The sequence below is a fragment of the Methylobacterium persicinum genome (assembly GCF_022179525.1).
Taxonomy (GTDB): Bacteria; Pseudomonadota; Alphaproteobacteria; order Rhizobiales; family Beijerinckiaceae; genus Methylobacterium; species Methylobacterium persicinum.
Map to the genome: position 1 here is coordinate 47,197 of NZ_BPQX01000053.1, position 25,233 is coordinate 72,429.

Annotated in this window: 23 protein-coding genes; 12 read left to right on the forward strand and 11 right to left on the reverse strand. The window is 70.2% G+C overall.

The genetic code is table 11. The features are described from left to right. Positions 1–2: 2 nt before the first annotated feature. The 3 genes from MFF22_RS20035 to MFF22_RS20045 form a co-directional block, all read right to left on the reverse strand. Entirely contained in the window at positions 3–1,127 is a 1,125-nt protein-coding gene (locus MFF22_RS20035) for a DUF2125 domain-containing protein (protein WP_238251646.1), read from the reverse strand. Between the two features lie 121 nt (positions 1,128–1,248). Next, positions 1,249–1,695: a hypothetical protein gene (locus tag MFF22_RS20040; protein WP_238251648.1), complete on the reverse strand. Its 447-nt coding sequence runs from the start codon at positions 1,693–1,695 to the stop codon at positions 1,249–1,251. 155 nt (positions 1,696–1,850) lie between these two features. Next, positions 1,851–4,082 carry a lytic transglycosylase domain-containing protein gene (locus MFF22_RS20045; RefSeq protein ID WP_238251650.1) on the reverse strand — a complete coding sequence of 744 codons (2,232 nt, stop codon included), beginning with the start codon at positions 4,080–4,082 and terminating at the stop codon, positions 1,851–1,853. A gap of 187 nt (positions 4,083–4,269) precedes the next feature. On the opposite strand from MFF22_RS20045, the gene dapA reads away from it, so the two are divergent. The 3 genes from dapA (at position 4,270) to MFF22_RS20060 (ending at position 6,330) form a co-directional block, all read left to right on the forward strand. After that, complete coding sequence (dapA, locus tag MFF22_RS20050) at positions 4,270–5,166, forward strand: 4-hydroxy-tetrahydrodipicolinate synthase (protein WP_238251652.1); 897 nt, start codon at positions 4,270–4,272, stop codon at positions 5,164–5,166. Positions 5,167–5,190: 24 nt separating this feature from the next. Next, positions 5,191–5,664, forward strand: coding sequence for an SsrA-binding protein SmpB (gene smpB, locus MFF22_RS20055; RefSeq protein ID WP_238251660.1), 474 nt, complete (start codon positions 5,191–5,193; stop codon positions 5,662–5,664). Positions 5,665–5,757: 93 nt separating this feature from the next. Then, the gene (locus MFF22_RS20060) at positions 5,758–6,330 is read left to right on the forward strand and encodes a peroxiredoxin (protein WP_238251662.1); all 573 of its coding nucleotides are present in this window, start codon (positions 5,758–5,760) and stop codon (positions 6,328–6,330) included. Between the two features lie 5 nt (positions 6,331–6,335). On the opposite strand, the gene MFF22_RS20065 is transcribed toward MFF22_RS20060, so the two are convergent. The 3 genes from MFF22_RS20065 to rpoZ all read right to left on the reverse strand — a co-directional run bounded on the left by MFF22_RS20065 (position 6,336) and on the right by rpoZ (position 10,116). Beyond that, positions 6,336–6,971 (reverse strand): LabA-like NYN domain-containing protein, encoded by a 636-nt coding sequence (locus MFF22_RS20065; protein WP_238251664.1) that lies wholly within the window; start codon positions 6,969–6,971, stop codon positions 6,336–6,338. A gap of 320 nt (positions 6,972–7,291) precedes the next feature. Beyond that, complete coding sequence (locus MFF22_RS20070) at positions 7,292–9,511, reverse strand: RelA/SpoT family protein (RefSeq protein ID WP_238251734.1); 2,220 nt, start codon at positions 9,509–9,511, stop codon at positions 7,292–7,294. A gap of 194 nt (positions 9,512–9,705) precedes the next feature. Continuing rightward, the gene (gene rpoZ, locus MFF22_RS20075; RefSeq protein WP_238251666.1) at positions 9,706–10,116 is read right to left on the reverse strand and encodes a DNA-directed RNA polymerase subunit omega; all 411 of its coding nucleotides are present in this window, start codon (positions 10,114–10,116) and stop codon (positions 9,706–9,708) included. A gap of 313 nt (positions 10,117–10,429) precedes the next feature. On the opposite strand from rpoZ, the gene rpoN reads away from it, so the two are divergent. From rpoN to MFF22_RS20100, 5 genes are all read left to right on the forward strand, one after another. Continuing rightward, on the forward strand, positions 10,430–12,004 hold the full coding sequence (gene rpoN / locus MFF22_RS20080) for an RNA polymerase factor sigma-54 (protein WP_238251668.1): 1,575 nt from the start codon (positions 10,430–10,432) through the stop codon (positions 12,002–12,004). A 145-nt stretch (positions 12,005–12,149) separates the two neighbouring features. Beyond that, positions 12,150–13,523 carry a bifunctional UDP-N-acetylglucosamine diphosphorylase/glucosamine-1-phosphate N-acetyltransferase GlmU gene (gene glmU, locus MFF22_RS20085; RefSeq protein WP_238251670.1) on the forward strand — a complete coding sequence of 458 codons (1,374 nt, stop codon included), beginning with the start codon at positions 12,150–12,152 and terminating at the stop codon, positions 13,521–13,523. 39 nt (positions 13,524–13,562) lie between these two features. After that, positions 13,563–14,348, forward strand: coding sequence for an aldolase (locus tag MFF22_RS20090; protein WP_238251672.1), 786 nt, complete (start codon positions 13,563–13,565; stop codon positions 14,346–14,348). 337 nt (positions 14,349–14,685) lie between these two features. Then, entirely contained in the window at positions 14,686–16,512 is a 1,827-nt protein-coding gene (glmS, locus tag MFF22_RS20095) for a glutamine--fructose-6-phosphate transaminase (isomerizing) (RefSeq protein WP_238251682.1), read from the forward strand. Positions 16,513–16,616: 104 nt separating this feature from the next. Beyond that, positions 16,617–17,483 (forward strand): collagen-like protein, encoded by an 867-nt coding sequence (locus MFF22_RS20100; RefSeq protein WP_238251690.1) that lies wholly within the window; start codon positions 16,617–16,619, stop codon positions 17,481–17,483. On the opposite strand, the gene MFF22_RS20105 is transcribed toward MFF22_RS20100, so the two are convergent. Further along, on the reverse strand, positions 17,414–18,691 hold the full coding sequence (locus MFF22_RS20105) for a TIGR03862 family flavoprotein (protein WP_238251692.1): 1,278 nt from the start codon (positions 18,689–18,691) through the stop codon (positions 17,414–17,416). The genes MFF22_RS20100 and MFF22_RS20105 overlap by 70 nt on opposite strands. A gap of 188 nt (positions 18,692–18,879) precedes the next feature. Between MFF22_RS20105 and MFF22_RS20110 the strand changes: the two genes are divergently transcribed. Further along, the gene (locus MFF22_RS20110) at positions 18,880–19,911 is read left to right on the forward strand and encodes a TerC family protein (protein WP_238251694.1); all 1,032 of its coding nucleotides are present in this window, start codon (positions 18,880–18,882) and stop codon (positions 19,909–19,911) included. 17 nt (positions 19,912–19,928) lie between these two features. On the opposite strand, the gene MFF22_RS20115 is transcribed toward MFF22_RS20110, so the two are convergent. The 3 genes from MFF22_RS20115 to MFF22_RS20125 form a co-directional block, all read right to left on the reverse strand. Continuing rightward, the gene (locus MFF22_RS20115; RefSeq protein ID WP_238251696.1) at positions 19,929–20,708 is read right to left on the reverse strand and encodes an N-acetylmuramoyl-L-alanine amidase; all 780 of its coding nucleotides are present in this window, start codon (positions 20,706–20,708) and stop codon (positions 19,929–19,931) included. Beyond that, the gene (locus tag MFF22_RS20120; RefSeq protein ID WP_238251713.1) at positions 20,705–21,460 is read right to left on the reverse strand and encodes a TerB family tellurite resistance protein; all 756 of its coding nucleotides are present in this window, start codon (positions 21,458–21,460) and stop codon (positions 20,705–20,707) included. Before MFF22_RS20120 ends, MFF22_RS20115 begins: the two co-directional genes overlap by 4 nt. Positions 21,461–21,561: 101 nt before the next feature. Next, entirely contained in the window at positions 21,562–21,831 is a 270-nt protein-coding gene (locus tag MFF22_RS20125) for a YMGG-like glycine zipper-containing protein (RefSeq protein ID WP_238251715.1), read from the reverse strand. Between the two features lie 196 nt (positions 21,832–22,027). Here MFF22_RS20125 and MFF22_RS20130 point away from each other — a divergent pair, with 196 nt between their 5' ends. From MFF22_RS20130 to MFF22_RS20140, 3 genes are all read left to right on the forward strand, one after another. After that, a complete protein-coding gene (locus MFF22_RS20130) occupies positions 22,028–22,675 on the forward strand; it encodes an urease accessory protein UreE (protein WP_238251716.1) in 648 nt (215 codons plus the stop codon). A gap of 52 nt (positions 22,676–22,727) precedes the next feature. Further along, positions 22,728–23,453: a CDP-diacylglycerol diphosphatase gene (locus tag MFF22_RS20135; protein ID WP_238251744.1), complete on the forward strand. Its 726-nt coding sequence runs from the start codon at positions 22,728–22,730 to the stop codon at positions 23,451–23,453. 92 nt (positions 23,454–23,545) lie between these two features. Further along, on the forward strand, positions 23,546–24,049 hold the full coding sequence (locus MFF22_RS20140) for a hypothetical protein (protein WP_238251719.1): 504 nt from the start codon (positions 23,546–23,548) through the stop codon (positions 24,047–24,049). 20 nt (positions 24,050–24,069) lie between these two features. On the opposite strand, the gene MFF22_RS20145 is transcribed toward MFF22_RS20140, so the two are convergent. Continuing rightward, positions 24,070–24,936 (reverse strand): NAD(P)-dependent oxidoreductase, encoded by an 867-nt coding sequence (locus tag MFF22_RS20145; protein ID WP_238251721.1) that lies wholly within the window; start codon positions 24,934–24,936, stop codon positions 24,070–24,072. Positions 24,937–25,233: the final 297 nt, after the last annotated feature.

A 25,233-nucleotide genomic window follows, 5' to 3' on the forward strand; every position in this document is an offset into this window, starting at 1 on the left:
CTTCAATAGAGCGGCGGCACCCGCACGTTGGGAATCGGGAAACCGCTGAACAGCACCTGCCCGTCCACCAGCTTGAGGGGCGGAAGCGGCTTGAGGGGCGGGCCGGAGGCGCCGGGGGTCTGGGCCTGATCCGCCGCCCGCGGCGCCCCGCGGCCGAGGCCGAGCAGGCCGCCGACGAGCTGGCCGACCAGGGCGCCTTCCTTCGAGCCGAACCGCTGCCCGACGACGTTGCCGATCAAGGCATCGACGCCCGCCGCCCGCAGGTCGATCTGCCCTGTGGGCCGATGGGCCTCGTCCAGGGCCACCTGTCCCCTTGCCTGGATGCGCTGATCCCCCTTGGCCAGGGAAAGGGCGGCGATCTGCAGGAGGCCGCCGGCCCGGCGCCATTTCTCCAGCTCCTTCGGCAGCGCCCCGGTGCCGAGCACCGTCGCCCGGTCGAGGGTAGCATCGAGGGAAGCATCGACGGGGGCATTGCCGCCGGTCAGGGTATCGAGGGCGGGGATGGCCGCCTCGGCGAGTTGAAGGTTCACGTCGACGGCCCCGTCGGACTCGAACCGGGCCGGTGACGGCCGGGCATGGATTTCCAGATGTCGGCCGGCGACGGAAATCGGCTGGGGCTCCGCACCCGCGACGGTCACCTTCGGACCGTCGACGACCAGGGAAGCCCGGGTGAAACCTTCCGCCGCGCCGTGGAAGCTGCCCTGCAGGGCGCTCCACGAGGCATCTCCGGTCAGGCCGCCCTGCTCGACATGGAACGGGCCCTGGCTCTCGAACAGGACGAGACGGGGCTGATAGATCTGCGCTACGGCCGTCGCGGGACCGAGGCGGAAGCTGCCGTCGGACCGGCTGAGCGTCACGGCGGCGCAGCGCAGTTCGAGGCGGAAGGGGAAACCGGTGAGGCTGCGGTCCTGGCAGGTCCAGGTGCGCCCGGCGGCGGCCTCCCGGGCCAGCCACGCGTCCATCTCGCCCTCGGCCCTTCCGCGGATCCAGAACCACGCGCCGGACCAGCCCAGCACGACGATGGCGAGGAGGACATAGGGAAGGAAGAGCCCGATCCGTCCGCGGCGTTTCACCTGACGGGAGGCCGCGTCCGCGGCCCCGCTCCGACCGTCCATCCCCTGCGTCATGCGCGCCGTCCCTCCGAGGGCCGTGTCATCCGGCCCGCGGCCCTATCCCGGCTTCCCGTCGCGGCGCAAGGGTTTTGGACGCGAGCACCTCGGGCACGCGCCCCGGGGCGGAAGGGCCGTGTCAGACCTGCCGCGGTTCGGCTGTATCCGGGCGGAGATCCTCCACGATGACGCCGCGCTCGCGCTCGTCCTCGGCGAGGCGGTGGATATGGACCTCGGTCGCACCGCTCCGGCGGGCCCTGTCGAGCCAGACCCGGCGCAGGTGATCCCGGGGGCTCTCCCCCGAACTCGCCACCGACACCATCTGCGCGATGCCCGAACCGTCGCGCCGGACGGCGATCGTGACGGCCTCGGTCATCTCCTCCGGATCGAACTCGCCGGCGGGATGGATGCCGACGACGTAGCGCCGGCCCGACCGTCCGCGCCAGGCCGACAGAGCCAGGGCGGGGGAGCCCCGCAGACCCTGTGCCGTTCTCAGGCGTTCCTCACGCACGTCCTGCCTCCGTAAGCGATCGTCCTTCAGGTCGCGGAGCGCGGCCGACCAGGACAGGGCTCGTTTGTTCGTCATTTGTTCTCATTTAGACCGCGTTTTCCACAGCCGTCAAGGACGCTGTGGCGTTGGTCGGAATGTGGGTTTCCCCGGAGTTTTCCACAAGGGTGGGAGGCGTCCGCGACGGGTCCCGCGGGGCCGCGATGAGGGCCGGCGGAACCTGTCCCGCGGGGCTATTTCGCGCCCCGGTGAAGGTCCCCTTCGATCAGCAGCGCGCTGCGGCTGTCGAGGCGGGTGCGGTAGACCTGCAGGTTCTCCATCACCCGCTGGACGTAGTTGCGCGTCTCCGTGAACGGGATGCGTTCCACCCAGTCGATCACGTCTATGCCGCCCTTGCGGGGATCGCCGTAGGCGTCGATCCACTTCTTCACGTTGCCGCCGCCCGCATTGTAGGAGGCGAAGGCCAGGACGTAGGAGCCGCGCCAGTCCTCCATCAACTCGCCGAGATGGGCTTGGCCGAGCTTGGCGCAGAAGGCCGGGTCGCTCGTCAGCCTGTCCGGGTCGAAGGACGTGGAGACGCGCTTGGCCGTGCGCTGGGCGGTGGCTGGCATCATCTGCATCAGCCCCCTGGCGCCCACGCCGGATCGCGCCCGGGCGTCGAACTGGCTCTCCTGCCGCGCGATGGCGTAGACCATCGCCCGCTCCACCTGGGGGACGGCCGTGAAGGACTCGTAGTCTGGAATGCCGATCGTCGGGAAGGCGTGGGCGTCCAGCGGCAGGCCCCGGTGCAGGGCAAGCTTGCCCACGGAGACCAGGGCGCGGGCGTCTTTCGTCTCGGTGGCGACGTCCCCGAGCGCCTGCATCTCCCGGGCGTCCGTGAGGGCCCGGGCGGATTCGATGTAGAGGGGCAGGGCGAGGTCCGGCAGGCCCGCCTGCTCCAGCAGGCGCAGGGCCCGGATGGAGAGCCTGTCGTCGAAGGCCTGCCGTTCCGCCCCTTCGAGGGCCGGGACGGCGCGGAGCGGCAGGCTCGTCTGGCCGAGCTTCGCCCGCGCCACCTGGCCGTAATAGGCGACGGGCAGGGCCGCCGCCTTCTCGTAGAAGCGCTTGGCCTCGTCGGCGCGCCCCATCGCCTCGGCGGCCCGGCCCTGCCAGTAGGCCCCCCGGGCGAGGGAGTTCGGCCCCTCGGCCAGGGCCGCCACCTGCGCGAAATGCCCGGCGGCCTTCTCCGGATCCGAGAGGAAGCGCAGGGCGATCCAGCCGGCATGGAACTCGGCCTCGATCCGCTTTTCCGGGCTGCGGGCGGAATGGCCGCTGACCACCGCGTAGGCGGTCTTGGCATCCCCCGCGTCGAGGAGCTTGCGGGCGACGATCCGGCGCTCGACCCACCATTCGTCGCCATCGACCAGCACGTCCGGGTTGGTCGGCGCCGCGGCGAGCACGGCGGCGGCCTCGACCGCCTTGTCCGCCCGGCGGAAATACTGGGCGCGCGAGAACAGATAGGACGCGTCGTTGCGCAGGGATGGCGGGACGGCGGCCAGCGCCGAGGCGGCGCCGGAGCTCTTGTCCTCCACCGCCCGGCGGGCGCGCACGAGGCTCGCGTAGGAGCCACCGGCATAGCCGGCCGCCCGCCCGGCGGTCTCCCAATCCTCCTTGAGGAGGGCCCGCTCCATCCGGTAGCGGTGGTCCTGGCGGGTGAGCACGCCGGGGAAGCCGTCCTGCACCTTCGCTTCCAGGCTGCGGCCGAAACTTTCCGTGCGCCACAGGTCCCGGACGAGGTCGTCGGCGTCGGCTTCCAGCCCGTCGGCGCGCAGGGCCAGGGCCAGGGCGAACTTGCCCGGTGCGCTCGCCGGCCGGGAACCGGCGAAGAAGGCCCGCACCGTGGCGGGCGCCTTGTGCTCGCTAAGCAGCGTCTCCTCCGCCCGGCGGCGGAGGAGGGAGCCGCCCGGCCAATCGGGGTTGCTGCGGGTGAAGGCCACGATGCGTTCGAAGCCGATCCCGGCGCCGGCGCGGATCGCCACCCATTGCAGGAGGGCCCGGGCCGCCGGGTCGGTGAAGCCCTCGGCCATCTTGTCCGCGTCGGACACCTTGCCCTTGCGATAGAGGTCGATCGCCCCCCGCAAGAGGGTCAGGTCGGTCTCGCCGGTGGCCTTGGGCCGGGCAAGGTCGGGCACCTCAGGCACCGGGGCGGCGGGCGCCACCGCGGCGTCCGGCATCGGAAAGGTGATAGCCGCGTCGGGATCGGCTGAGGCATAGGCCGAGGCGGCGGCGGGCTTGCGCTCGGCCTCGTCGCCCCGGGCGGCCTCAGCCTTGAGGCCATCGCCCCCGGCCTCGACACCGTCCTGTGCCTGAGCGAGTGCGGGCGGGGCGGTCTCCGGGCCGGCCGGTCCCGCCAGGGCGGCGCCGACCCCCGCCGCCAGGGCGATGACCGTGAGGTGCGGGCGCTTCCAGGCGATGGCTCGGATCACGACCTCACCTCTCCGCAACGGCAGCGTGAAGGACACAGCTTGGGCGGAGACTGATTAAGACCCCGTTAACCGTGTCACGGATCCGTTTGCGCGGGGCCGCACGAACCCCTATGTCTGCGCGCTCGCGCCGGCACGGCGCGGGTGAATGGCGGCGAGACGGCCGTACGACTCCCCTGGGACGCCTGAGATGACCGAGACGACCGCCCGCCTGCGGGGCTCGATGACCGCGCTGGTGACGCCTTTCCGTGATGGCGCCTTCGACGAGCAGGCCTTCCGAAAGTTCGTACGGTGGCAGGTCGAGCAGGGCAGCCACGGCCTCGTCCCGACGGGCACGACCGGAGAGAGCCCGACCCTCACCCATGCCGAGCACGACCGGGTGGTCGAAGCCTGCATCGACGAGGCCGGCGGCCGGGTGCCCGTCGTGGCGGGCGCCGGCTCCAACAGCACGGCCGAGGCCATCGAGCGGGCGCAGCATGCCGAGAAGGCCGGCGCCGACGCCGTGCTCGTGGTGACCCCGTATTACAACAAGCCGACGCAAGGCGGTCTCTACGCCCACTTCAAGGCGATCAACGACGCGGTCGGTATCCCGATCATCATCTACAACATCCCGCCCAGGTCCGTCATCGACATGAGCGTCGAGACGATGGCCCGGCTCTTCGAATTGAAGAACATCGTCGGCGTGAAGGACGCGACCGCGAAGATCGACCGCGTCAGCCAGCAGCGCCAGGCCATGGGCGAGAGCTTCATCCAGCTTTCAGGCGAAGATGCGACGGCCCTCGGCTACAATGCCCAGGGCGGCCACGGCTGCATCTCGGTGGTGGCCAACGTCGCCCCACGCCTCTGCGCCGACCTGCAGGAGGCTTCGCTCTCGGGGGACTACGCGAAGGCGCTCACGATCCAGGACCGGCTGTTCCCGCTCCAGGCCGGCCTGTTCGCCGAGGCCAATCCCGGCCCGGTGAAGTACGCCCTCTCGCGACTCGGCCACATGAGCGAGGAGCTGCGCCTGCCCCTCGTGACCGTGTCGGACGAGACCCGCCGGATCGTGGATGCCGCCCTGCGCCACGCCGGCCTCCTGGAAGGCTGAGCGAGAAGAAGAGAGATCCATCGCATGGCGCCGAAGACGGAGCCCGGGCGGCGCGTGGTGGCCGACAACCGGGCCGCGCGCTACCACTATTCCATCGAGGACACCCTCGAGGCCGGCATCTCCTTGACCGGCACCGAGGTGAAGTCCCTGCGCGGCGGCAAGGCCACGATCGGGGAGGCCTATGCCGGCCCTTCCGGCAACGACCTGATGCTGTTCAACGCCTACATCCCCGAATATCTCGAGGCGAACCGCTTCAACCACGACACCAAGCGACCGCGCCGCCTGCTGCTGCATCGCCGGCAGATCGACAAGCTGATCGGCGCCACCCAGCGCCAGGGCTACACGGTCGTCCCGCTGAAGATCTACTTCAACGAGCGTGGCCGCGCGAAGGTCGAACTCGGTCTGGGCAAGGGCAAGCAGGCCCACGACAAGCGCGAGGCCGTGAAGGAGCGCGACTGGAAGCGCGATCAGGCCCGGCTGCTGCGCGACAGGGGGTGAGGGGCGTCCCTCGCTCCGTCATCGCCTCACTGCGCTCGCAAAGATACAAGGCGCGCGATACGATCCCCCCACAACCGGGAGGGGAGGATTACCGTGGCGACGAACCTGCAGAGCCTGCCCACCGACCTGCCGGTGCCGGAGGATGACGGCGGCGCCGACCATCTCCGCGGCGCCCGCTTGCCCGATGTGGCCCTGCGCGCCACGGACGGCCGCACGGTCTCCCTGGCGAAGCTCCCGGGCCGCACGGTGGCCTATGCCTATCCGCGCACCGGCGAGCCCGACAAGCCGGCCCTCACCGCCGACTGGGATGCCATCCCCGGTGCCCGGGGCTGCACGCCGCAATCCTGCGACTTTCGCGATCATTTCCGGGAGTTGAAGGACCTCGGCGTCGATCACGTCTTCGGCCTGTCGACCCAGACGAGCGCGTACCAGCAGGAGGCGGCGACGCGCCTTCACCTGCCCTTCCCGCTGCTGTCGGATGCCCATCGCGCCCTGGCGATGGCGGCCCGCCTGCCGACCTTCGAGGCCGGCGGGCAGACCCTGCTGCGGCGCCTCATGCTGGTGATCGACGACGGCGTCGTGAGCCACCTCTTCTACCCGGTCTTCCCGCCGGACGAGAGCGCCCGGCAGGTGGTGGCGTGGCTCAAGGCCGCCCAGGGCGCCTGAGGGTCCTATTCCTCGTCCGGATCCGGCTGGCGGATGCCGTAGCGGTTCTCCAAATTCGGCCGTGTCTCGGCGCGATGGCGCGTCGGCGTCTCGCCGGCCGGGCGCGGCGGGCGCTCCCCCGGGTCCCGGCCGATGCGCGAGGCGAGGGTCGACAGGTCGACGAACTCGTCCGCCTGCCGGCGCAACTCGTCGGAGATCATCGCCGGCTGGGTCTGGATGGTGGAGATCACGGTGACGCGAACACCGCGCCGCTGCATCGCCTCGACGAGGGAGCGGAAATCCCCATCCCCCGAGAACAGCACCATGTGGTCGATCCGCGGGGCGAGTTCGAAGGCATCGATGGCCAGCTCGATGTCCATGTTGCCCTTGAACCGGCGGCGGCCGGCGGCATCGGTGAATTCCCGGACGGGCTTCGTCACCACGCGGTAGCCGTTATAGTCGAGCCAATCGACCAGCGGCCGAATCGAGGAGTATTCTTGGTCCTCAATCATCGCCGTATAGTAGAATGCGCGGATCAGCGTCTCACGCGACTGAAAATCTTTGAGAAGCTTCTTGTAGTCGATGTCGAAGCCGAGGGCTTTGGTGGTGGCATAAAGATTTGCGCCGTCAATGAAGACAGCGCACCGTTGATTCGATTGCATGAACGCTTTCCGAAAAAATTTGAGAGCTTTAAATCGTATGGTGCGGGGGAGCGACGTATCGTTATCGGATCATCGGGGAATGTCTGTCCCGATACGACTGAGAAACGACTTGTATGATGGTCAATAAGGAATGGTGAAATTCCAGCGATTGCGACGCCCGGATAATCGGGCCGTGCTGGAAGCCTTCGCAGGATCGCGGAGGGACGCAGCGAAGTCAAGGCGAAGGCGTTTGGCGTCGGCCTCGGACATTCCGTCGGCCCATCTCGCCATGACGGTGAAGGCGTAGGACGCGCGTCACGCCCCCCAAGCCCAACTGGACGTCATCCATTCACCCGCTGGACGCTGCTGACAGGGCGCTTGCTGCGCAGCTCAGCAATGATGGCGTTGAGGTGCTGGAGATCCCACACCGACAAGTCGAGGGTGATGTCGGTGAAGTCCTGTGTGCGGCGCTTCATGGAGATGTTGTCGATATTGCCGTCATGGTCGGCGATCACCTGGGCGATCTGCGCGAACACGCCGGGTTCGTTGATGGATTGCAGGGAGAGCCGGGCGGGGAAACGCTCGCTGCCCGAGGCTTCGGTATCCCAGCGCACGTCGAGCCATCGCTCGGGCTCGTTGTCGAAGGCGGCCAGCGCCGCGGACTGGATCGGGTAGACCGTCACGCCGACGCCCGGCGTGAGGATCCCCACGATCCGGTCGCCCGGCACGGCGCCGCCGTTCGGGGCAAAGGTGACGGGCAGGTCGCCCGCCAGGCCCCGGATCGGGATCGCATCCGGCGAGACCTCCCCCGACCCGTTGAAGGTCAGGCGCATGGTCTGGTCCGGCGAGCGGACGAGGCGTCCGGCCCCGTTGACCGGCGCCTGCCCGGCCGGACGGCGCTCGTCCCGGTGATCGGGATAGACCGCCCGGACCACGTCGCCGGAAAACATCTCGCCGCGGCCCACGGCGGCGAACACATCCTCCGTCGTCGCCCGGGCGAGGCGCGGGAGGGCGCCCCGGAGCTTGTCCTCGGAGAAGCTCTTGGCCGCCCGCTCGAAGGCCCGTTCCAGGATCTGGCGGCCGAGGCCGGCATATTGCCGGCGCACGGCGGCGCGGGTCGCCCGCCGGATCGCCGACCGCGCCTTGCCCGTCACCACCAGGGATTCCCAGGCGGCGGGGGGCGAGGCGCCGTCCGAGCGGCTGATCTCCACCTCGTCGCCGTTCGACAGTTCATGCAGCAGCGGGACCATGCGCCCGTTGATCTTGGCGCCCACGGCCGTATTGCCGACATCGGTATGGACGGCATAGGCGAAGTCGATGGGCGTCGCCCCCCGTGGCAGGGCGATCAGCCGGCCCTTGGGGGTGAAGCAGAACACTTGGTCCTGGAAGAGTTCGAGCTTTGTATGTTCGAGAAATTCTTCCGGGCTGTCGCCTTCGGCCAGCAATTCGATGGTGCGCCGCAGCCATTGGTAGGCGCCGCTCTCCGTGGCGAGCTTCGGGTGGATGCTGCCTTCGCTCTCCCGGCCGCTGACGTCCTTGTAGTGGGCATGGGCGGCAATGCCGTATTCGGCGATCTCGTCCATCGCCCGCGTGCGGATCTGCAGTTCGACCCGCTGGCTCTTCGGTCCGATCACCGTGGTGTGGATGGACCGGTAATCGTTCTGCTTCGGTGTCGAGATGTAGTCCTTGTAGCGCCCCGGCACCATCGGCCAGCTGGTATGGACGACGCCCAACGCCGCGTAGCATTCGTCGAGGGTGTTCACGATCACCCGGAAGCCGAAGATGTCGGAGAGCTGCTCGAAGGCCAGCGACTTGCGCTCCATCTTCGCCCAGATCGAATACGGCCGCTTCTGGCGCCCGGTCACCTCGGCCTCGATGCCACGGGCCGAGAGCTTGTCGGACAGGACATGCTCGATGTCCTCCACCATCCGGCCGGACTTGGCGGTGAGCCGCAACAGGCGCTCGGTGATGGTCCCGTAGATCTCCGGCTCGAGGAAGCGGAAGCCCAGATCCTCCAGTTCCTCACGCAGTTCCTGCATGCCCATCCGGGCCGCCAGCGGGGCGTAGATGTCCAGGGTTTCCTGGGCGATGCGGCGACGCTTGTCGTCGCGCATATGCTCCAGGGTGCGCATGTTGTGCAGCCGGTCCGCGAGCTTCACGAGAAGCACGCGGACATCCGCCGCGACGGCGAGCAGCAGCTTGCGGAAATTCTCGCCCTGGGCCGCCTGTTTCGAGACGAGGTCCAGCCGCTTGAGCTTGGTCAGCCCATCCACCAGGGCGCCGATCTCGTCGCCGAACAGGCGCCGGATCTCCTCCAGGGTCGCCTCCGTGTCCTCGACGGTATCGTGGAGGACCGCGGCGATGATCGTCGCGTCGTCGAGGTGCAGATCCGTCAGGATCGCCGCGACTTCCAAGGGATGGGCGAAGAAAGGGTCGCCCGAGGCTCGCTTCTGCGTCCCGTGGGCCTGCATCGCATAGACGTAGGCGCGGTTGAGCAAATCCTCGTTTGCCGCGGGGTTATAGCGCTTGACCCGCTCGACGAGTTCGTACTGGCGCATGATCCGCCGGGAAATCGTGGCCTCCTGAACGCCCTACACGCCGCCGACCGCCCGGAAAGTCTCCCGCAACGCGGCGCACAACACCAGAGGCATGGCGCCGCAATCGGCGCCTCAGCGGCTTTTTTCTTGCAGGGCTGCCGCGCTTTTCCCGCAACGATGGGGAGATGGGGGTGCCGGGCGATTCGCCCGGCCGCCGCTCACTCGCCTTCGTCGTCGGTCTCGACCGGCGGGGCGAGGTTCTCGAGGCCGCGGAGGAGGTCTTCCTCGCTCATGCGGTCGAACTGCACGCCGGCATCGTCGCTGGACGACTGGGGCGCATGCGCCGCGGCGGCGGGAGAGCTCGACAGCAGCGGCACGGTCTCCGCCTCTGGCTCGTCCACCTCGACGTACTTCTGCAGCGAGTGGATCAGCTGCTCCTTCAGGTCCTCGGATGTGATGGTGCCGTCGCCGATCTCGCGCAGCGCCACGACCGGGTTCTTGTCCCGGTCCCGGTCCACAGTCAGCGGGGCGCCGGCGGCCAGGAGGCGCGCCCGGTGGCTCGCCAGGAGGACCAGCTCGAAGCGGTTCTCGACCTTTTCGATGCAATCTTCGACGGTGACGCGCGCCATACCTGACGGCTCCTTCGCGGGACGAAATCTCTCGGGATAGCCGGCGTCTTACACCGGATGCGGTTTGGCAACAAGCTGAGAGACTTGACGGCAGGCGCCGGGCTGCCACGCTCCGGCGGCACAAAGCTTCCTTAAGCCCCGGCGCCGACACTTCCCCCGCAAATGGGCATCGGGGCCGCGCACAGGCAAAGCGGATGCCCGGCTTTGACGCGCCGCGGCATTCGGGCTAAAGGATGGATCAGACCAACAAGCAAGAAGCGTGCCGGGGCGCCGGACCCACAGGCGCAGGCGTGGTCACGGATCGGGGCGCGGTATGAGTCTGCTGCAAAGGCTGGAGGTGCGACAGGGCCAAGCCCTGGTCATGACGCCTCAGCTCCTGCAAGCGATCAAGCTCCTGCAGCTGTCGCATCTCGACCTTGCCGCCTACGTGGAGGCGGAGCTGGAGCGTAACCCGCTGCTGGAGAGGGCCGAAGGCGAGGCTCCGGGCGCCCAGGAGGGACCGGAGGCTCCCGCCGCCTCGGACGACCGCGCCGGCGACGAGTCGTTCGATGGCGCCGAATCGGAATCATGGCTCTCGTCCGAGATGAATCCGAGCCGGGGCGAGATCGAGACCGATATCGACACCCGCCTCGACAACGTCTTCCAGGACGAGACACCCACCCGGGTCCGCGATTCGGATGCCGGGGACATGCTGAGCCTGACGCCGGCGCCCTACGGCAGCACGGGCGGCAGCTTCGATGCCGAGGCTCCCGATTTCGAGGCGACCCTGACCTCCGAGGTCAGCCTGCGCGAGCACCTCGCGGCGCAGCTCGACCTCGCCACCCGAAACCCTGTGGAGCGCCTGATCGGCGGCTTCCTCATCGATGCGGTGGACGAGGCCGGCTACCTCCGAGAGACGGTGGAGGCGGTGGCCGAGCGCCTCGCGGCGGATCCCGCCCTCGTCCGTAAGGTGCTCGCCCTGGTGCAGAGCTTCGACCCGGCCGGCGTGGCCGCCCGGGACCTCGCCGAATGCCTGAGCATCCAGCTGCGGGAGAACAACCGGTTCGACCCGGCAATGGAGGCCCTGGTCTCGCGCCTGGACCTTGTGGCCAAGCGCGATTTCGTGGCCCTGCGCCGGCTCTGCGGCGTGAACGACGAGGATCTCGTCGACATGATCGCCGAGATCCGGCGGCTCGATCCCAAGCCCGGCCGGGCCTTCGGATCCAGCGCCGTGGAAGTGCTGGTGCCCGATGTGTTCGTCCGGGCCGCGCCGGATGGGTCGTGGCTGGTGGAGTTGAACAGCGAGGCCCTGCCGCGGGTCCTCGTGAACCAGAGCTACTATGCCCGCGTGTCGCGCACGGCCCGGGCGGAGGGGGACAAGGCCTTCCTCTCCGAAGCCCTGCAGAACGCGAACTGGCTGACCCGCAGCCTGGAACAGCGGGCGCGGACCATCCTGAAGGTCGCTACGGAGATCGTCCGTCAGCAGGACGGTTTCTTCGCGCACGGCGTCGCCCATCTCCGGCCCCTCAACCTGAAGACGGTGGCGGAAGCCATCGGGATGCACGAATCGACCGTCTCCCGGGTGACGTCGAACAAAGCCATCGGCACGAGCCGCGGCACGCTGGAGATGAAGTACTTCTTCACGGCCGCCATTCCCGGCGCGGCCGGTGCGGCGGCCCACTCCTCCGAGGCGGTGCGCCACCGGATCAAGCAGCTGGTGGACGGCGAGACCGCCGACAACGTCCTGTCGGACGACGCCCTGGTCCAGAAGCTCCGGGACGAGGGGGTCGACATCGCCCGCCGGACGGTCGCCAAGTACCGGGAATCCCTGCGCATTCCGAGTTCGATCGAGCGCCGTCGGGAGCGGTCCGCCCAGGCCGTTCAGCACGCCGCCATGGCCGTCCGCTGAAGCCCGGTGGGGCACCGCGGTGACGGAGAGGGGACGGGCCGGGCCGGTGGGCGGAATGGGATTGTATTGCTGATCCCGGCCCCCGATGCTTGCCGAGAGCCATGTTCGGCCTCATCACGCCCGCGATCCCGATTCGGACACCGCGATGATCAGCACCGCCACGCCACGTAGCCTGACTGCCATCGTCCTCGCCGCCGGCAAGGGCACCCGGATGCGCTCCGATCTGCCGAAGGTGCTCCACAAGGTGGCCGGCAGGACCATGCTCGGTCACGTCCTCGCCGCGGTGCAGGCGGCGGGGGCGACGCGGGTCGGGGTGGTCGCCGAGCCCGGCCGGGCGGACGTCGCGGCCGAGATCGAGCGGCAGGCGCCTGGCGCCGGGGTGTTCGCTCAGGCCGAGCGCCTCGGCACCGCCCACGCGGTGCTCGCGGCCCGGGCGCTCCTGACGGAGCGGGCGGACGACGTCATCGTCGCCTTCGGAGACACGCCCCTCGTCACCACCGAGACCTTCACCCGGCTCCGGGCGCCCCTGGCCGCGGGCGCGACGGTGGCCGTCCTCGCCTTCGATACCGCGAACCCCACGGGCTACGGGCGGGTGCTTACCGAGGGGAGCCGCGTCCTGGCGATCCGCGAGGAGAAGGACGCCACGCCGGCTGAGCGGGGCGTGCGCCTGTGCAATGCGGGGCTGATGGCCATTTCCGGTAAGCACGCCCTCGGGCTGCTGGAGCGGATCGGCAACGACAACGCCGCGGGCGAGTACTACCTCCCCGATGCGGTGGCGCTGGCCGTGGCCGACGGGCATTCCGTAGCCGTGGTCCCGGTGGACGAGGCCGAGGCGCAAGGGGTCAACGACCGGGTGCAGCTCGCCGCCGCCGAGGCGGTGATCCAAGCTCGCCTGCGCCGGGCCGCTCTCCTGGGGGGAGCGACCCTGGTGGCGCCGGAGACGGTGTTCTTCAGCCACGATACGGTGCTCGGGCGCGACGTGACGGTGGAGCCGCACGTGGTGTTCGGCCCCGGCGTGACCGTGGCGGATGGCTGCACGGTGCGCGCCTACGCCCATCTCACGGAGGTTCGCCTGGACACGGGGGTGAAGGTGGGCCCGTTCGTGCGGATGCGCGGCGGGGCGGTGCTGGAACCCGGCGCCGAGATCGGCAACTTCGTGGAACTCAAGAACACCCGGATGGGGCCCGGCGCCAAGGCGGCGCATCTCACCTATCTCGGCGATGCCGAGGTGGGCGCGAGAGCCAATGTCGGCGCGGGCACCATTACCTGCAACTACGACGGCGTGTTCAAGCACCGCACGACGATCGGCGCGGGGGCCTTCATCGGCTCGAACTCGGCCCTCGTCGCCCCGGTGACGATCGGCGCCGCGGCGACGGTCGGCGCCGGCTCGGTGATCACGGCGGACGTGCCGGACGGGGCGCTGGCCGTCGCCCGCGGCCGGCAGGTGGTGAAGGCGGGCTGGGCGGTGCGGATGCGCGAGCAGCTCCTCGCCCTCAAGGAAAGGCGCAAGGGCCGCTGAGCCTCCGGGCGGGATCGGACACGGGAAGGGAGCATCGTCATGGCCCATGAATTCCGGGTGGTCGAAGGCGGAAAGGCCGATCCCGGCGCGATCGACCGGGACGCCCTGTGGCAGGCACGGATCGACCTCGCCGCCTGCTTCCGGATGGCGGCGCGGCTCGGGCTGGAGGAAGGCATCTGCAACCACTTCTCGGCGGTGGTGCCGGGGCGGGACGACCTGTTCCTCGTGAATCCCTACGGGCTCGCCTTCTGCGAGGTCACCGCGTCGAGCCTGCTCGTCTGCGATTTCCACGGCCGGGTGGTCGAGGGCGAGGGGCAGCCGGAGGCGACGGCCTTCTTCATCCACGCCCGCCTGCACAGGAACCTGCCCCGGGCGCGGGCGGCCTTCCACACGCACATGCCCTACGCCACGGCGCTCAGCATGACCGAGGGCGAGCCCCTGGCCTTCGCCGGCCAGACATCGCTGAAGTTCTACGGCCGCACCGCAGTGGACGACGCCTATAACGGCCTCGCCCTGGACGAGGCCGAGGGCGACCGCATCGCCGCGACGCTCGGCGACGCCGACATCGTCTTCCTGCGCAACCACGGTGTGATGGTCACCGGCCCGACCATCGCCGAGGCGTGGGACGACCTCTACTATCTGGAGCGCGCTGCGGAGGTGCAGGTGAAGGCCCTGTCCACCGGCCGGCGCCTCCTGCCCGTCGATCCGGCCATCGCCCGGGCCGCCGCGGCGCAGATGCGCGAGGGCGACCCCGAAAGCGCCCGGCTGCATCTGGAAAGCATCAAGCGGGTGCTCACCCGCGACGGGGAGCAGTACGCGGTCTAGGGGGCCGTTTTCACTTCTCCCGCTGCGGGCACGAATGTGGAGCCAAGTCGCACTCCGTCGCTCCCGGCCCCCTCCCTCATCCTGAGGTGCGGCGAAGCCGCCTCGAAGGAGGGCTCCAGAAGGCTCCGCGATCCCTGGAGCCCTCCTTCGAGGCCCGCTCCCGCGGGCACCTCAGGATGAGGAGGAGAGTGGGACGTGCCTCACACCGAACCCTGAGGACGTGCGGCGGCAACGGTCCCAGGCGGTCCGGCTGTGCCTCGCCGCTGCGATGCGGTAACTTCAACACCCTATGAGCGTTCGGCCCCGGCCGGGCGGGCCTGCGAATGGAAGACGGATCATGTGCGGCATCGTCGGCATCGTCGGGCGCGACGCAGTAGCGGGGCAGGTGGTCGAGGCCCTGCGGCGGCTGGAATACCGCGGCTACGATTCCGCCGGCATCGCCACCCTGGAACATGGTCAGCTGCAGCGGCGGCGGGCCTCGGGCAAACTCATCAACCTCGAGGCGAAGCTCATGGAACAGCCCATCACCGGCACGATCGGCATCGGCCATACCCGGTGGGCCACCCACGGCCGCCCCACCGAGGCCAATGCCCACCCCCATGCCACGAAGCGGGTCGCCGTCGTCCATAACGGCATCATCGAGAATTTTCGCGAGCTGAAGCAGGAGCTGCAGGCCGAGGGGGTTTGCTTCGAGAGTGAGACCGATACCGAGGTGGTCGTCCAACTCGTCAGCAGCCTGATGGACAAGGGGAACGGACCGGTCGAGGCGGTGGCCGCCGCCCTCCCGCGCCTGCGGGGCGCCTTCGCCCTGGGCTTCCTCTTCGCAGGCGAGGAGAACCTGCTGATCGGTGCCCGGCACGGGGCGCCGCTCGCGGTCGGCTACGGCCAGGGGGCCACCTATCTCGGCTCCGACGCCCTGGCGCTCGCCCCGTTCACCGACGCGATCGCCTACCTCGACGAGGGCGATTGGGCGATCCTCACCCGCGACGGCGTCGAGTTCCGCGATGCGTCGGACGCCGTGGTCGAGCGTCCGCGCCAGACCATCGCCACCCAGGCGTTCCGGGTCGACAAGGGCGAGTACCGCCACTTCATGGCCAAGGAGATCCACGAGCAGCCGGAGGTGGTCGGCCGGACCCTCGCCCATTACGTCGACATGGCCGAGGGCCGGGTGATGCTGCCCGAGGCGCTGCCCTTCGACTTCGCCAAGCTCAGCCGGGTCTACATCACCGCCTGCGGCACCGCCTTCTATGCGGGCCTCGTCGCCCGCTACTGGTTCGAGCAGATCGCCCGCCTGCCGGTGGAGATCGACGTCGCCTCCGAGGCGCGCTACCGGGAGGCGCCCCTGGAGCGCGACGGACTGACCCTGGTCATCTCCCAATCGGGCGAGACCGCCGACACCCTGGCCTCCCTGCGCTACGCGAAATCGCAGGGTCAGCACACGCTCAGCGTCGTCAACGTGCCGACCTCGACCATCGCCCGGGAATCCTCCGTGGTGATGCCGACGCTCGCCGGGCCGGAGATCGGTGTGGCCTCGACCAAGGCGTTCTCCTGCCAGCTCACGGTGCTGCTGTGCCTCGCCATCGCGGCGGGACGGGCGCGTGGCACCCTCGACCCGGCGGGCGAGCGGCGGCTCATCGACGGGCTGATCAAGGCGCCGGGCCTCATGGCCGAGGCGCTGGCGCAGGAGCCGGAGATCGAGGGCCTCGCCCGGGAGGTCGCCAAGGCCCGGGACGTTCTCTACCTCGGCCGGGGCACGAGCTACCCGATGGCCCTGGAAGGCGCCCTGAAGCTCAAGGAGATCAGCTACATCCACGCCGAGGGCTACGCGGCGGGCGAGCTGAAGCACGGGCCGATCGCCCTCATCGACGAGAGCGTGCCGGTGATCGTCATCGCCCCGCACGATGCGGTGTTCGAGAAGACGGTGTCGAACATGCAGGAGGTGGCCGCGCGCGGCGGGCGCATCGTCCTCATCGGCGACGCGGAGGGTGCGGCCGAGCACGGGCTCGACACGCTGGCGACTTTCACCATGCCGGCGGTGGACCCCGCCATCGCCCCGATCGTCTACGCGGTACCGATCCAGCTCCTCGCCTATCACACCGCCGTCGTCATGGGGAAAGACGTCGATCAGCCCCGCAACCTCGCCAAATCCGTCACGGTGGAGTGACCGCCCATGGCGCGGGGGCGACAGACTTAGCGATTGACCTCCCGGCGGTGGCGACGCCAATCTCCGCCGCCGTCCGACAGGGGCGGCCTTTGCCCGGGTGGAGCATGCGCGCAGCCCTCGTCCTGCCACTGCTGATTGGTCTTGCGGCTCCGGCCGCCGCTCAAACGGCCCCACCCGATCCCGGCATGGCCCAGCCGGCGCCCCGCACAGCCCGCCGGCCGGCCCAACGGGCGTCGGCACCGGCCCAGCCGATCAGCGTGTACGATGCCCGGATCGAAGCGGGCGACCTCCGCCTGTCGGGCTCGGTGCGCAAGCCCGGCGCCATCATCGAAATGGACGGTGACATCTCGGTACAGGCGGACCGCCGCGGGCGGTTCCTGTTCAAGCTTCCCTATCGCCCGTCCACCTGCACCGTGACGCTCAAGAGCGGCGAGGACGAGCGTGAGGCGGCCATCGCCAATTGTGCCCCCGAGGGCGCTCCCGGGCCCGCGGGGCCGCAGGGTGTGCCGGGTCCCGCCGGCGAGAAGGGGGCGACCGGCGAGACCGGCGCCCGCGGCGAGGCCGGGCCGCAGGGCGCGCCGGGGCCCCGCGGGGAACAGGGCCCGAGCGGGGAGCAGGGGCCCGCCGGTCCGAAGGGCGAGGCGGGCATGCCCGGCCTTCCCGGACCGCGCGGCGAGGCCGGCCCGGCGGGTCCGGCCGGTGCCCGGGGCGAGACCGGCCCCCGCGGGCCGGTGGGTCCGGCGGGTGCCCGCGGCGAGGCGGGGCCGGCCGGCCAGCCGGGGGCGTCGTCCGCGGCTCTGCGCGTCCTGCGCAAGACTGACTGTTCCGGCCACTGCACCGTAGCCTGCGATGGCGGAGAAGCGATGGTCGCCGCCCGCTGCCTCGGGAGCGGGACGGTGGCTTACGAGGGTGAAGGCGCGTCCTGCCCGGCAGAGGCCACGGGCATCGTGGGCTTCTGCACCAAGCCCTGAGCGTTCCCCAGCCACCGCAGCATCCCGTCGGCCGCCGCCCGGCCGCCGGCGATGGCCCCCTGGATGAGGTAGCCGCCGGTGGGCGCCTCCCAGTCCAGCATCTCGCCGGCCAGGAAGAGGCCGGGCTGCCCCCGCAGCATGGCGTAGTCGTCCAGGGCGGACAGGTCCACGCCTCCCGCCGTCGAGATCGCCCGGTCGAGACCCATCGTTCCGGTCAGAGTCAGGGGCGTCGCCTTGATGAGGCGGGCGAGGGCCGCCGGCTCGGCGGGCAGCGCCGCCCCCGCCGCCTCGCGGAGCAGGCCGATGGCCACCGGGGGCAGGCCGGCGGCCTTGCGCAGCCGCGCCGAGAGGGAATCGCCCCGCCTGCCCCCGGCGAGCCGGGCCGCGAGGGCCTCCGTGCCGAGATCCGGGCGCAGGTCGAGGGTCAGAGAGGCCGATCCCCGGTCGGCGATGGCCTCCCGCAGGTTGCGCGACAGGGCGTAGACGGCCCCGCCTTCCAGGCCCGTCCGGGTCACCACGGCCTCGCCCCGCACCGAACGGCCGGCGAAATCTAGGGCGACGCGCTTCAGGGGCGTCCCCGCATGACGTTCCCGGAACGTCTCCGACCACGCGACGGAAAATCCTGCATTGGCCGGGCGCAGGGGTGAGACCGGGACGCCGAACCCTTCGAGGAGCGGCACCCAGGCGCCGTCCGAGCCGAGGCGCGGCCAGCTTGCCCCGCCCAGGGCCAGCAGGGTCGCCGTGGGGTGTACGGTCAGGTCGCCGTCGGGGGTGTCGAAGGTCAGCACCTGTCCCGCGATCCCGGTCAGCCGGTGCCGGGGGCGGATCGCCACGCCGAGATCCCCCAACCGGGCGAGCCACGCCCGCAGGAGGGGAGAAGCCTTGAAGCTCTCCGGAAAGACCCGGCCGCTGGACCCGACGAAGGTCGGTTCGCCCAGGGCCTCGCACCACGCCCTCAGGGCGGCGGGCGGGAAGGCCTCGACGGCGCGGGTCAGGCTTCCGGCCGGGTGGTAGCGGGCGAGGAAGGCCGTCAACGGCTCACTGTGCGTGAGGTTCAGGCCCCCCCGCCCGGCCATCAGCATCTTGCGGCCGAGGGAAGGCATCCGGTCGTACACGGTGACCGCGCGGCCGGACGCCGCAAGGACCTCGGCCGCCGCTAGCCCCGCGGGTCCGCCGCCCACCACCGCGATAGGGTTTTCCGTCACCATTCCGCCGAGAGGCCCGCAGCCCGGAAGCGTGTCAAGCGGGGACATCTGCCGGCGGTGCCCTTGATTCGCCGCCTTCGGCCTCTTAGGTCGCGCCCTGTCGACTGCGGGCCCCTCTGGCGGACGCTCCTTGAAGCGTTCGTGATGTCGGAGTCGATGCTTTCCTCCCGGAAGGAACATCAGGTCCCGCGATGGTCGATTTTCTATTCGTCGAATGGCTCGGCAAGCCCGTCTGGATGTGGCTCGGCTTCCACGTCCTGATCGCGGCGCTGCTCGCCTTCGACCTTGGCCTGCTCCACCGGGACAAGGAGCACGAGATCGGCGTGCGCGAGAGCCTCGGGCTCACGGCGTTCTACCTCACCCTCGGCTTGGCCTTCGGCGGTTTCATCTGGTGGGAGCTCGGCTGGCAGGCGGGGGAGGAATACGTCACCGGCCTCGTGGTCGAGAAATCGCTGTCGATGGACAATGTCTTCGTCATCGCGATGATCCTGACCGGCCTCGCCATCCCGCGGGCGGCGCAACACCGGGTCCTGCTCTGGGGGATCCTGGCCGCGGTGGTGCTCCGGGGCTTGATGATCGGGCTCGGCGCCGCCCTGGTGCATCAGGTGCACTGGATCCTGTCGTTCTTCGCTGCCTTCCTGATCTATGCGGGCCTGAAGATCCTGTTCTCCGGCGAGGAGGAGCAGGGCGATTTCGGCAACAGCGCCACCGTCCGCTGGTTCAGGCGCCGGTTCCGGGTGACACCTGAATTGCACGGCCAGAAGTTCGCCGTGCGGAAGGCCGACCCCAAGACCGGCCGCAAGGCCCTGTGGTTCACGCCGATGGCGCTCGCCCTGGTGCTCGTGAACGGGGCCGACGTGATCTTCGCCGTCGACAGCGTGCCGGCCATCTTCGCGATCACCACGGACACGTTCGTGGTCTACACGTCGAACATCTTCGCGATCCTGGGCCTGCGCGCCCTGTATTTCGCCCTGGCCGCGATGGTCGACCGGTTCGCCTACCTCAAGACGGCGCTGGCCTTCATCCTGATGTTCATCGGCCTGAAGATCGTTGTGGCCGACACGTTCGGATTGGTCGACGTGCCGCCGTGGGTCTTCCTGGTCGTCACCGTGGTCCTGCTGGCGGGGGGCGTCTTCTACAGCCTGTGGCGCACCCGCCGGGAGGGCAAGGCAGCGCCGGAGCCGGCCCTTCCCGAGCGCGAAGCCCGGGCCCACCGGGCCTGACGCTGGCCTCGTCCTCGCTATGTCCGCGGGGACGGGGGACCCAAGGGGAGGCTGGCAAGGAGATCCCGCAGGGTGGTGATGGTCGAGCTGTCGGCGACGCCATCGACCCGGGCCTGCCGGAAATGGCGCTGGAACGCGGTGACCACCGCTTCCGTGCGCGGGTCGAAGGTGCCCGTCACGGGCACGTCGTAGCCATAGAGGGCGAACATCGCCTGCAGGGCCTCGACCGGCTGGCCGGAATCGCCCTTGGCGAAGAAACGGCCGTCGCGCAGGGGCGCGGGCGAAACGCAGTGGCCGAGACCCGCCGCCGCGAGGCACAGCCACGGGAAGGTCTCGCCGGGGTCTTCCTTCCGGTCGGGGGCGACGTCGGAATGGGCGAGCACCCGCTCCGGAGAAATGCCCCACCGGCCGGCGATGTCCCGGCCGAGGGCGATCACGGCGTCGATCTGCAAGTCCGGATAGGGGGGCAACCCGCCGACATGGCCGGGATGGACGATCTCGATCCCGATGGAGCGCGAGTTGATGTCGGTCGCGCCCTTCCAGGCGCCGGACCCCGCATGCCAAGCCCGCGCCGCCTCGGGCACCAACTGCACCGTGCCCCCATCCTCGAACACGACGTAATGCGCCGACACCTCGCTCAGGGGATCGCGCAGCCGGGCCAGGGCCGCCGCCCCGCTCTCCATGCCGGTGTAGTGCAGGATCAGCATGTCCGGGCGGAGGCCCTTCCGATCACCCTGGTTCGGCGAGGGCGCCACCTTGCGGGCGAGGGGGCTGTCTGGCGTGAGCTGTGCCGTCACCGCAATCCGCGCTCCGCCGCGATCAGGTCGTAGGCGGCGTTGATGGCCGCGAGGCGCTTGCTGGCGATGGCGACCGCCTCCGGCGGCAGGCCGCGGGCGAGCGCCCGGTCGGGGTGATGCTCGGAGACGAGGCTGCGGTGGCGCGCCTTGACCGCCGCGTCGTCCACGCCCCGGTCGAGACCCAGAACCTCGTAGGGATCGTCCTTCAGACGCACGTGCCGGGCGGCGATGCGCCGGAACGCCGTGTCGTCGAAGCCGAAGATCGCCGAGACCGAGCGCAGGTAACGCTCCTCGGCCTCGTGGATCGCGCCGTCCGCCCCGGCGATCTGGAACAGGCCGTCGAGCACGTCCTCGAGCATGGCGGGCTCGTCGCCGAAGGTCGCGGCGAGTTGCCGGGCATAGGCCTCGTACCCATCGGTGGTGCGCTTGGCGAGGTCGAACAGGCGGGTCACCCCCGCCTGGGCCGAGGGCTCCACATGGACCACCCGGGCGAAGGCCTCGACTTCGGACGGCAGCACCACGCCGTCGGACTTCGCCATCTTGGCCGCCAGGGCCACGAGGCCGGTGGTGAAGATCACGTCGCGGGGGGTGGGGCCGAACAGGGCACCCTTGCGGTCCACCAGGAAATGGCCGGCCACTCCGCCGATCAGCGCGCCGAGGGGGCCGCCAACCGCGAGCCCGATACCGGCGCCGCCGAGCTTGCCCCAGATACCGGAGGCGCGGGGCGAGGGCGTCCGGCTGTCGTGATTCATCGGGCGGCTATGTGGTCATCCGCCGGGACGCCCCGGCCGCCACCGGATAAACCGGCGGCAGCCGGGGTGGAAGGGCCGGGATACGTCCCGGCCCGACCGCCTCACCGGCAGTACACGTTGCCGTAGGGATCCCGGTAGGTGCCGTAGGGGCAGCGCGGCGCCGTCGAGGCGCCGACGATGGCACCACCGGCGCCGCCGATGGCCGCACCCGCCAGGGCTCCGCCCGCACGGCCGGTGGCCGCACCACCGATGGCCGCACCCGCGAGGGCGCCCAGGCCGGCGCCGCCCAGGGCACGATCCTCAGGCGTGTTGCAGGCGCCGAGGGATAGCGCCGCGAGGCCGGCCAGGGCGGCCGCGATGGTCTTCTTCATGATCCGACAACTCCCTTGTGCATCCGAATGGCTTTTGCCGTTTTGGTTGCGAATCGAGCTTAGCAGGAGAGCAACGCGGCCTAAACGGCTAAGGTTCCGAAGGCGTGTGCAGGCAGTTGCGTCCCGTCATCCTCCGGCCCTATGCCACCCTCATGAGGGGGGATGGTCCCTGCCGCCCCCGGATCCCGAGGCGTCCATGCTGAAAGCCACCACCATCGTTCGCCGCCCCGCCGTGCGTGCCGACCGGGTCGCCGACACGGTCGAGCTCGATTCCGGGGCGCGGTCCGTTGTGCCTGCCTCCCTCACGGCGGCAAGCGGCCTCGCCTTCGACGTGGCTCTGCCCAAGGCCGGCACCCTCGAGGACGGCGACGCCCTGCGCCTCGAGGACGGGCGGCTGGTGGTGGTGAAGGCCGCCCCCGAGCCGCTGCTGGAGGTGCGGGCCGAGAACCCGGCCCGGCTCATGCGCCTCGCCTGGCAGCTTGGCGGCAGCCACGTGGAGGCTGAGATCGGCTCCGACGTGCTCCACATCCCGGCCTCGCTGGCCAATGCGGAACTCGTGCGTGGCCAGGGTTGCGTCGCGACCCCCGTCAGCCGTGCGTTCCGCCCCGAGAAAGCCGCCCACGACCACAGCACCTGTGGCCACGACCACAGCCACGATCACGACCACCACGGGCACGATCATCACGATCACGGTCATGACCATCACGCCCATGATCACCATGCCCATGATGCTCATGATCATCACAAGCATGATCACCACGGCCATGATCACCACGGTGACGATCATGGCCATTCGCACGGCCACGATCACCACGATCACGGCCACCACGGGCATGATCACTGAGGTGCCGCGCAGGCGGCGGATCGCGCTCACCGCGGGGCTTCTGGGCATCGTGATGGCCTTTCCCGCGGCGGCGGGGCCGGATCCGACCCGCGATGTGCTCTGGGTGGCGCTAAAGACCTGCGTCCTGGCCAAGAAACTCGCGAACCGGACCTTTCCCTGCCTCGCCGTCGATCTCGGGGCCGGCGAGCGCCCCGGCACGGCGGTGATGCGGGCTCCCGGCGAGCCGACGCACGTCGTCGTCATGCCCACGGACACGGTGACCGGCTTGGAATCGACGCCCCTGCGCGGCTCCCGCGGGGCGGCGTACTGGACGGCGGCGCTCGCGGCCCGCCGATACGTGACCGATTCACTCCAAGGCCGCATTCCTGAAGCGGATGTCGCCCTGGCGGTGAACTCGGCCCGGGGGCGCAGCCAGGACCAGCTGCACATCCATGTCGATTGCCTGCGGCCGAAGGTGCTCGACGCCCTCGATGCCCACGGCCGCCAAGTGCGCCGGCAATGGGCGCCGTTCCCGGTGCCCCTGGCGGGGGACCGCTTCCAGGCGATGCGAGTTCGCGCCGCCGAGGCCGACACGTTCAATCCCTTCGCGGCCCTGACGAGCCTACCCGGCCGCCGCGACCTCCACCGCACGAGTTTCGCCGCGGTGGCGACCCGGCCGGACGACCCCGAGCCCGGCTACATCCTGCTGGCCTACCGCGCTCCCGGGGCGAGCGCCGAGGATGTCATGGACCACGGCTGCGCCATCGCCGGCGCCGGCCGCGCGAAGGCGGCGGGGTAAGCCGCTCGCGCCGCGCAGCCTTTTCCTCCACGGGTGAGAGGGCCCGGCCCGGCCAAGCACACGCCAAGTTACCCCGTCACCCAAGCGGAACCGTGAGCTTGGCGGCACGTTCTGTCGTCATGGAACACTTCAAATCCACCATCGCCACGGCAGCGATTGCAGCTTTCGGCCTTCTCGCCGCAGCGCATATCCTGCATCCGGGCAACTACGAGCGGACGACATACCCGTCGCGGCCGGTCGCGACGGTGGCACCGAAGGCAGTGAGTTGGGTCAATCCGCCGGCCACCCTGGCGGTTGCCCCGGAGGTCCGCGAGGCCGCCGCGGCGAAGGCCGAGCCGGTGCCGGTCGCCTGGACGTCGGCGCAGGCGGAGTCCCCTGCGCCCGTCCGCACCGCAGAGGTGGTGCCCGAGCATCACCGCAAGGCTAGCGCCCACCGGCGCAAGCTCTCGCAGCACCCGGCGCCCGTGCGTCAGGCGGCCCTCGACCATGCTGCCCAGCCGGCGGCCGTGCCGGCTCCGGCCGCGAAGCCTCAGGCGAACAAGATCGATCCGATCGGCGACATCATCCGCGGCCTCGGGCTCGGCAGCGACAGCTGAGCCCCAAGCCGGTCTGTCCGTCAGCGTTCCAGGCGGGCGACGAGGCTCGACGTGTCCCAGCGATTGCCGCCCATCGCCTGCACCTCGGCGTAGAACTGATCGACCAGGGCTGAGACCGGGAGCTTCGCGCCGTTGCGCCGGGCCTCGTCCAGCAGGATCCCGAGATCCTTGCGCATCCAGTCGACGGCGAAGCCGAAATCGAACTTGCCCTCGTTCATGGTCTTACCGCGGTTCTCCATCTGCCAGGAGCCGGCGGCTCCCTTCGAGATGACGTCGAGCACCGCCTCCACATCGAGCCCGGCCCGCTTGGCGAAGTGGACGCCCTCGGAGAGGCCCTGCACCAGCCCGGCGATGCAGATCTGGTTCACCATCTTTGTGAGTTGCCCGGCCCCAACGGGTCCCATGAGCCGGCATGCCCGGGCATAGGACTTGATGGCGTCTTCGACCTTCGCATAGGTCTCGGCCTCGCCCCCGCACATCACTGTGAGCACGCCGTTCTCGGCGCCAGCCTGACCGCCCGAGACCGGGGCGTCGATGAAGCCGAGGCCCTTGTCCTTGGCGGCCGCGGCGAGTTCGCGGGCCACTTCCGCAGAGGCGGTGGTGTGATCGACGAAGACCGCGCCGTTCTCCATGCCGGCGAGGGCGCCGTCATCCCCCAGTACGACGCTGCGCAGGTCGTCGTCGTTGCCGACGCAGGCGAAGACGATCGTGGCACCCTTCACGGCCTCGCGGGGCGTCGCGGCATGGGCGCCGCCGTTGGCGCTCACCCAGGCTTCGGCCTTGGCGCCGGTCCGGTTGTAGACCGTGACGTCGTGGCCCTTCTTGGCGAGATGCCCGGCCATCGGCCCGCCCATCACGCCGAGCCCCAGGAAAGCGACCTTGGCCATCATCCGTCTCCACCCGAATGGCGCGGGCCTCTTCGGAACCGCCCGCTTCTCCCTGCCCATCGACGGCAGGCGCCCGACCTATAGCGCAAGGCGGCGGGGGCGACAGGGTGGGGGGTGTGAATCGCGGCGGGAAAATACTTCCGAGGTGCAGCCCTGATCTGCGCCGTCATTGCTTCGCTGCCCTCGTGATGGCGGGATCGATGCATGGCAGTCTTCCATGCTTCACCTCATCCTGAGGTGCGGCGACAGCCGCCTCGAAGGAGGGCTCCAGGGATCGCGGAGCCTTCTGGAGCCCTC

Excerpts from the sequence above, each read along its gene's own strand:
- rpoN (WP_238251668.1), top strand. The coding sequence starts at position 10,430 with ATGAGTCTGCTGCAAAGGCTGGAGGTGCGACAGGGCCAAGCCCTGGTC.
- MFF22_RS20040 (WP_238251648.1), bottom strand. The coding sequence starts at position 1,695 with ATGACGAACAAACGAGCCCTGTCCTGGTCGGCCGCGCTCCGCGACCTG.
- smpB (WP_238251660.1), top strand. The coding sequence starts at position 5,191 with ATGGCGCCGAAGACGGAGCCCGGGCGGCGCGTGGTGGCCGACAACCGG.
- rpoZ (WP_238251666.1), bottom strand. The coding sequence starts at position 10,116 with ATGGCGCGCGTCACCGTCGAAGATTGCATCGAAAAGGTCGAGAACCGC.
- MFF22_RS20090 (WP_238251672.1), top strand. The coding sequence starts at position 13,563 with ATGGCCCATGAATTCCGGGTGGTCGAAGGCGGAAAGGCCGATCCCGGC.
- MFF22_RS20105 (WP_238251692.1), bottom strand. The coding sequence starts at position 18,691 with ATGGTGACGGAAAACCCTATCGCGGTGGTGGGCGGCGGACCCGCGGGG.
- MFF22_RS20145 (WP_238251721.1), bottom strand. The coding sequence starts at position 24,936 with ATGGCCAAGGTCGCTTTCCTGGGGCTCGGCGTGATGGGCGGGCCGATG.
- MFF22_RS20120 (WP_238251713.1), bottom strand. The coding sequence starts at position 21,460 with ATGAATCACGACAGCCGGACGCCCTCGCCCCGCGCCTCCGGTATCTGG.
- glmU (WP_238251670.1), top strand. The coding sequence starts at position 12,150 with ATGATCAGCACCGCCACGCCACGTAGCCTGACTGCCATCGTCCTCGCC.
- glmS (WP_238251682.1), top strand. The coding sequence starts at position 14,686 with ATGTGCGGCATCGTCGGCATCGTCGGGCGCGACGCAGTAGCGGGGCAG.
- MFF22_RS20130 (WP_238251716.1), top strand. The coding sequence starts at position 22,028 with ATGCTGAAAGCCACCACCATCGTTCGCCGCCCCGCCGTGCGTGCCGAC.
- MFF22_RS20065 (WP_238251664.1), bottom strand. The coding sequence starts at position 6,971 with ATGCAATCGAATCAACGGTGCGCTGTCTTCATTGACGGCGCAAATCTT.
- MFF22_RS20125 (WP_238251715.1), bottom strand. The coding sequence starts at position 21,831 with ATGAAGAAGACCATCGCGGCCGCCCTGGCCGGCCTCGCGGCGCTATCC.
- MFF22_RS20100 (WP_238251690.1), top strand. The coding sequence starts at position 16,617 with ATGCGCGCAGCCCTCGTCCTGCCACTGCTGATTGGTCTTGCGGCTCCG.
- MFF22_RS20035 (WP_238251646.1), bottom strand. The coding sequence starts at position 1,127 with ATGACGCAGGGGATGGACGGTCGGAGCGGGGCCGCGGACGCGGCCTCC.
- MFF22_RS20135 (WP_238251744.1), top strand. The coding sequence starts at position 22,728 with ATGGCCTTTCCCGCGGCGGCGGGGCCGGATCCGACCCGCGATGTGCTC.
- MFF22_RS20110 (WP_238251694.1), top strand. The coding sequence starts at position 18,880 with ATGGTCGATTTTCTATTCGTCGAATGGCTCGGCAAGCCCGTCTGGATG.
- dapA (WP_238251652.1), top strand. The coding sequence starts at position 4,270 with ATGACCGAGACGACCGCCCGCCTGCGGGGCTCGATGACCGCGCTGGTG.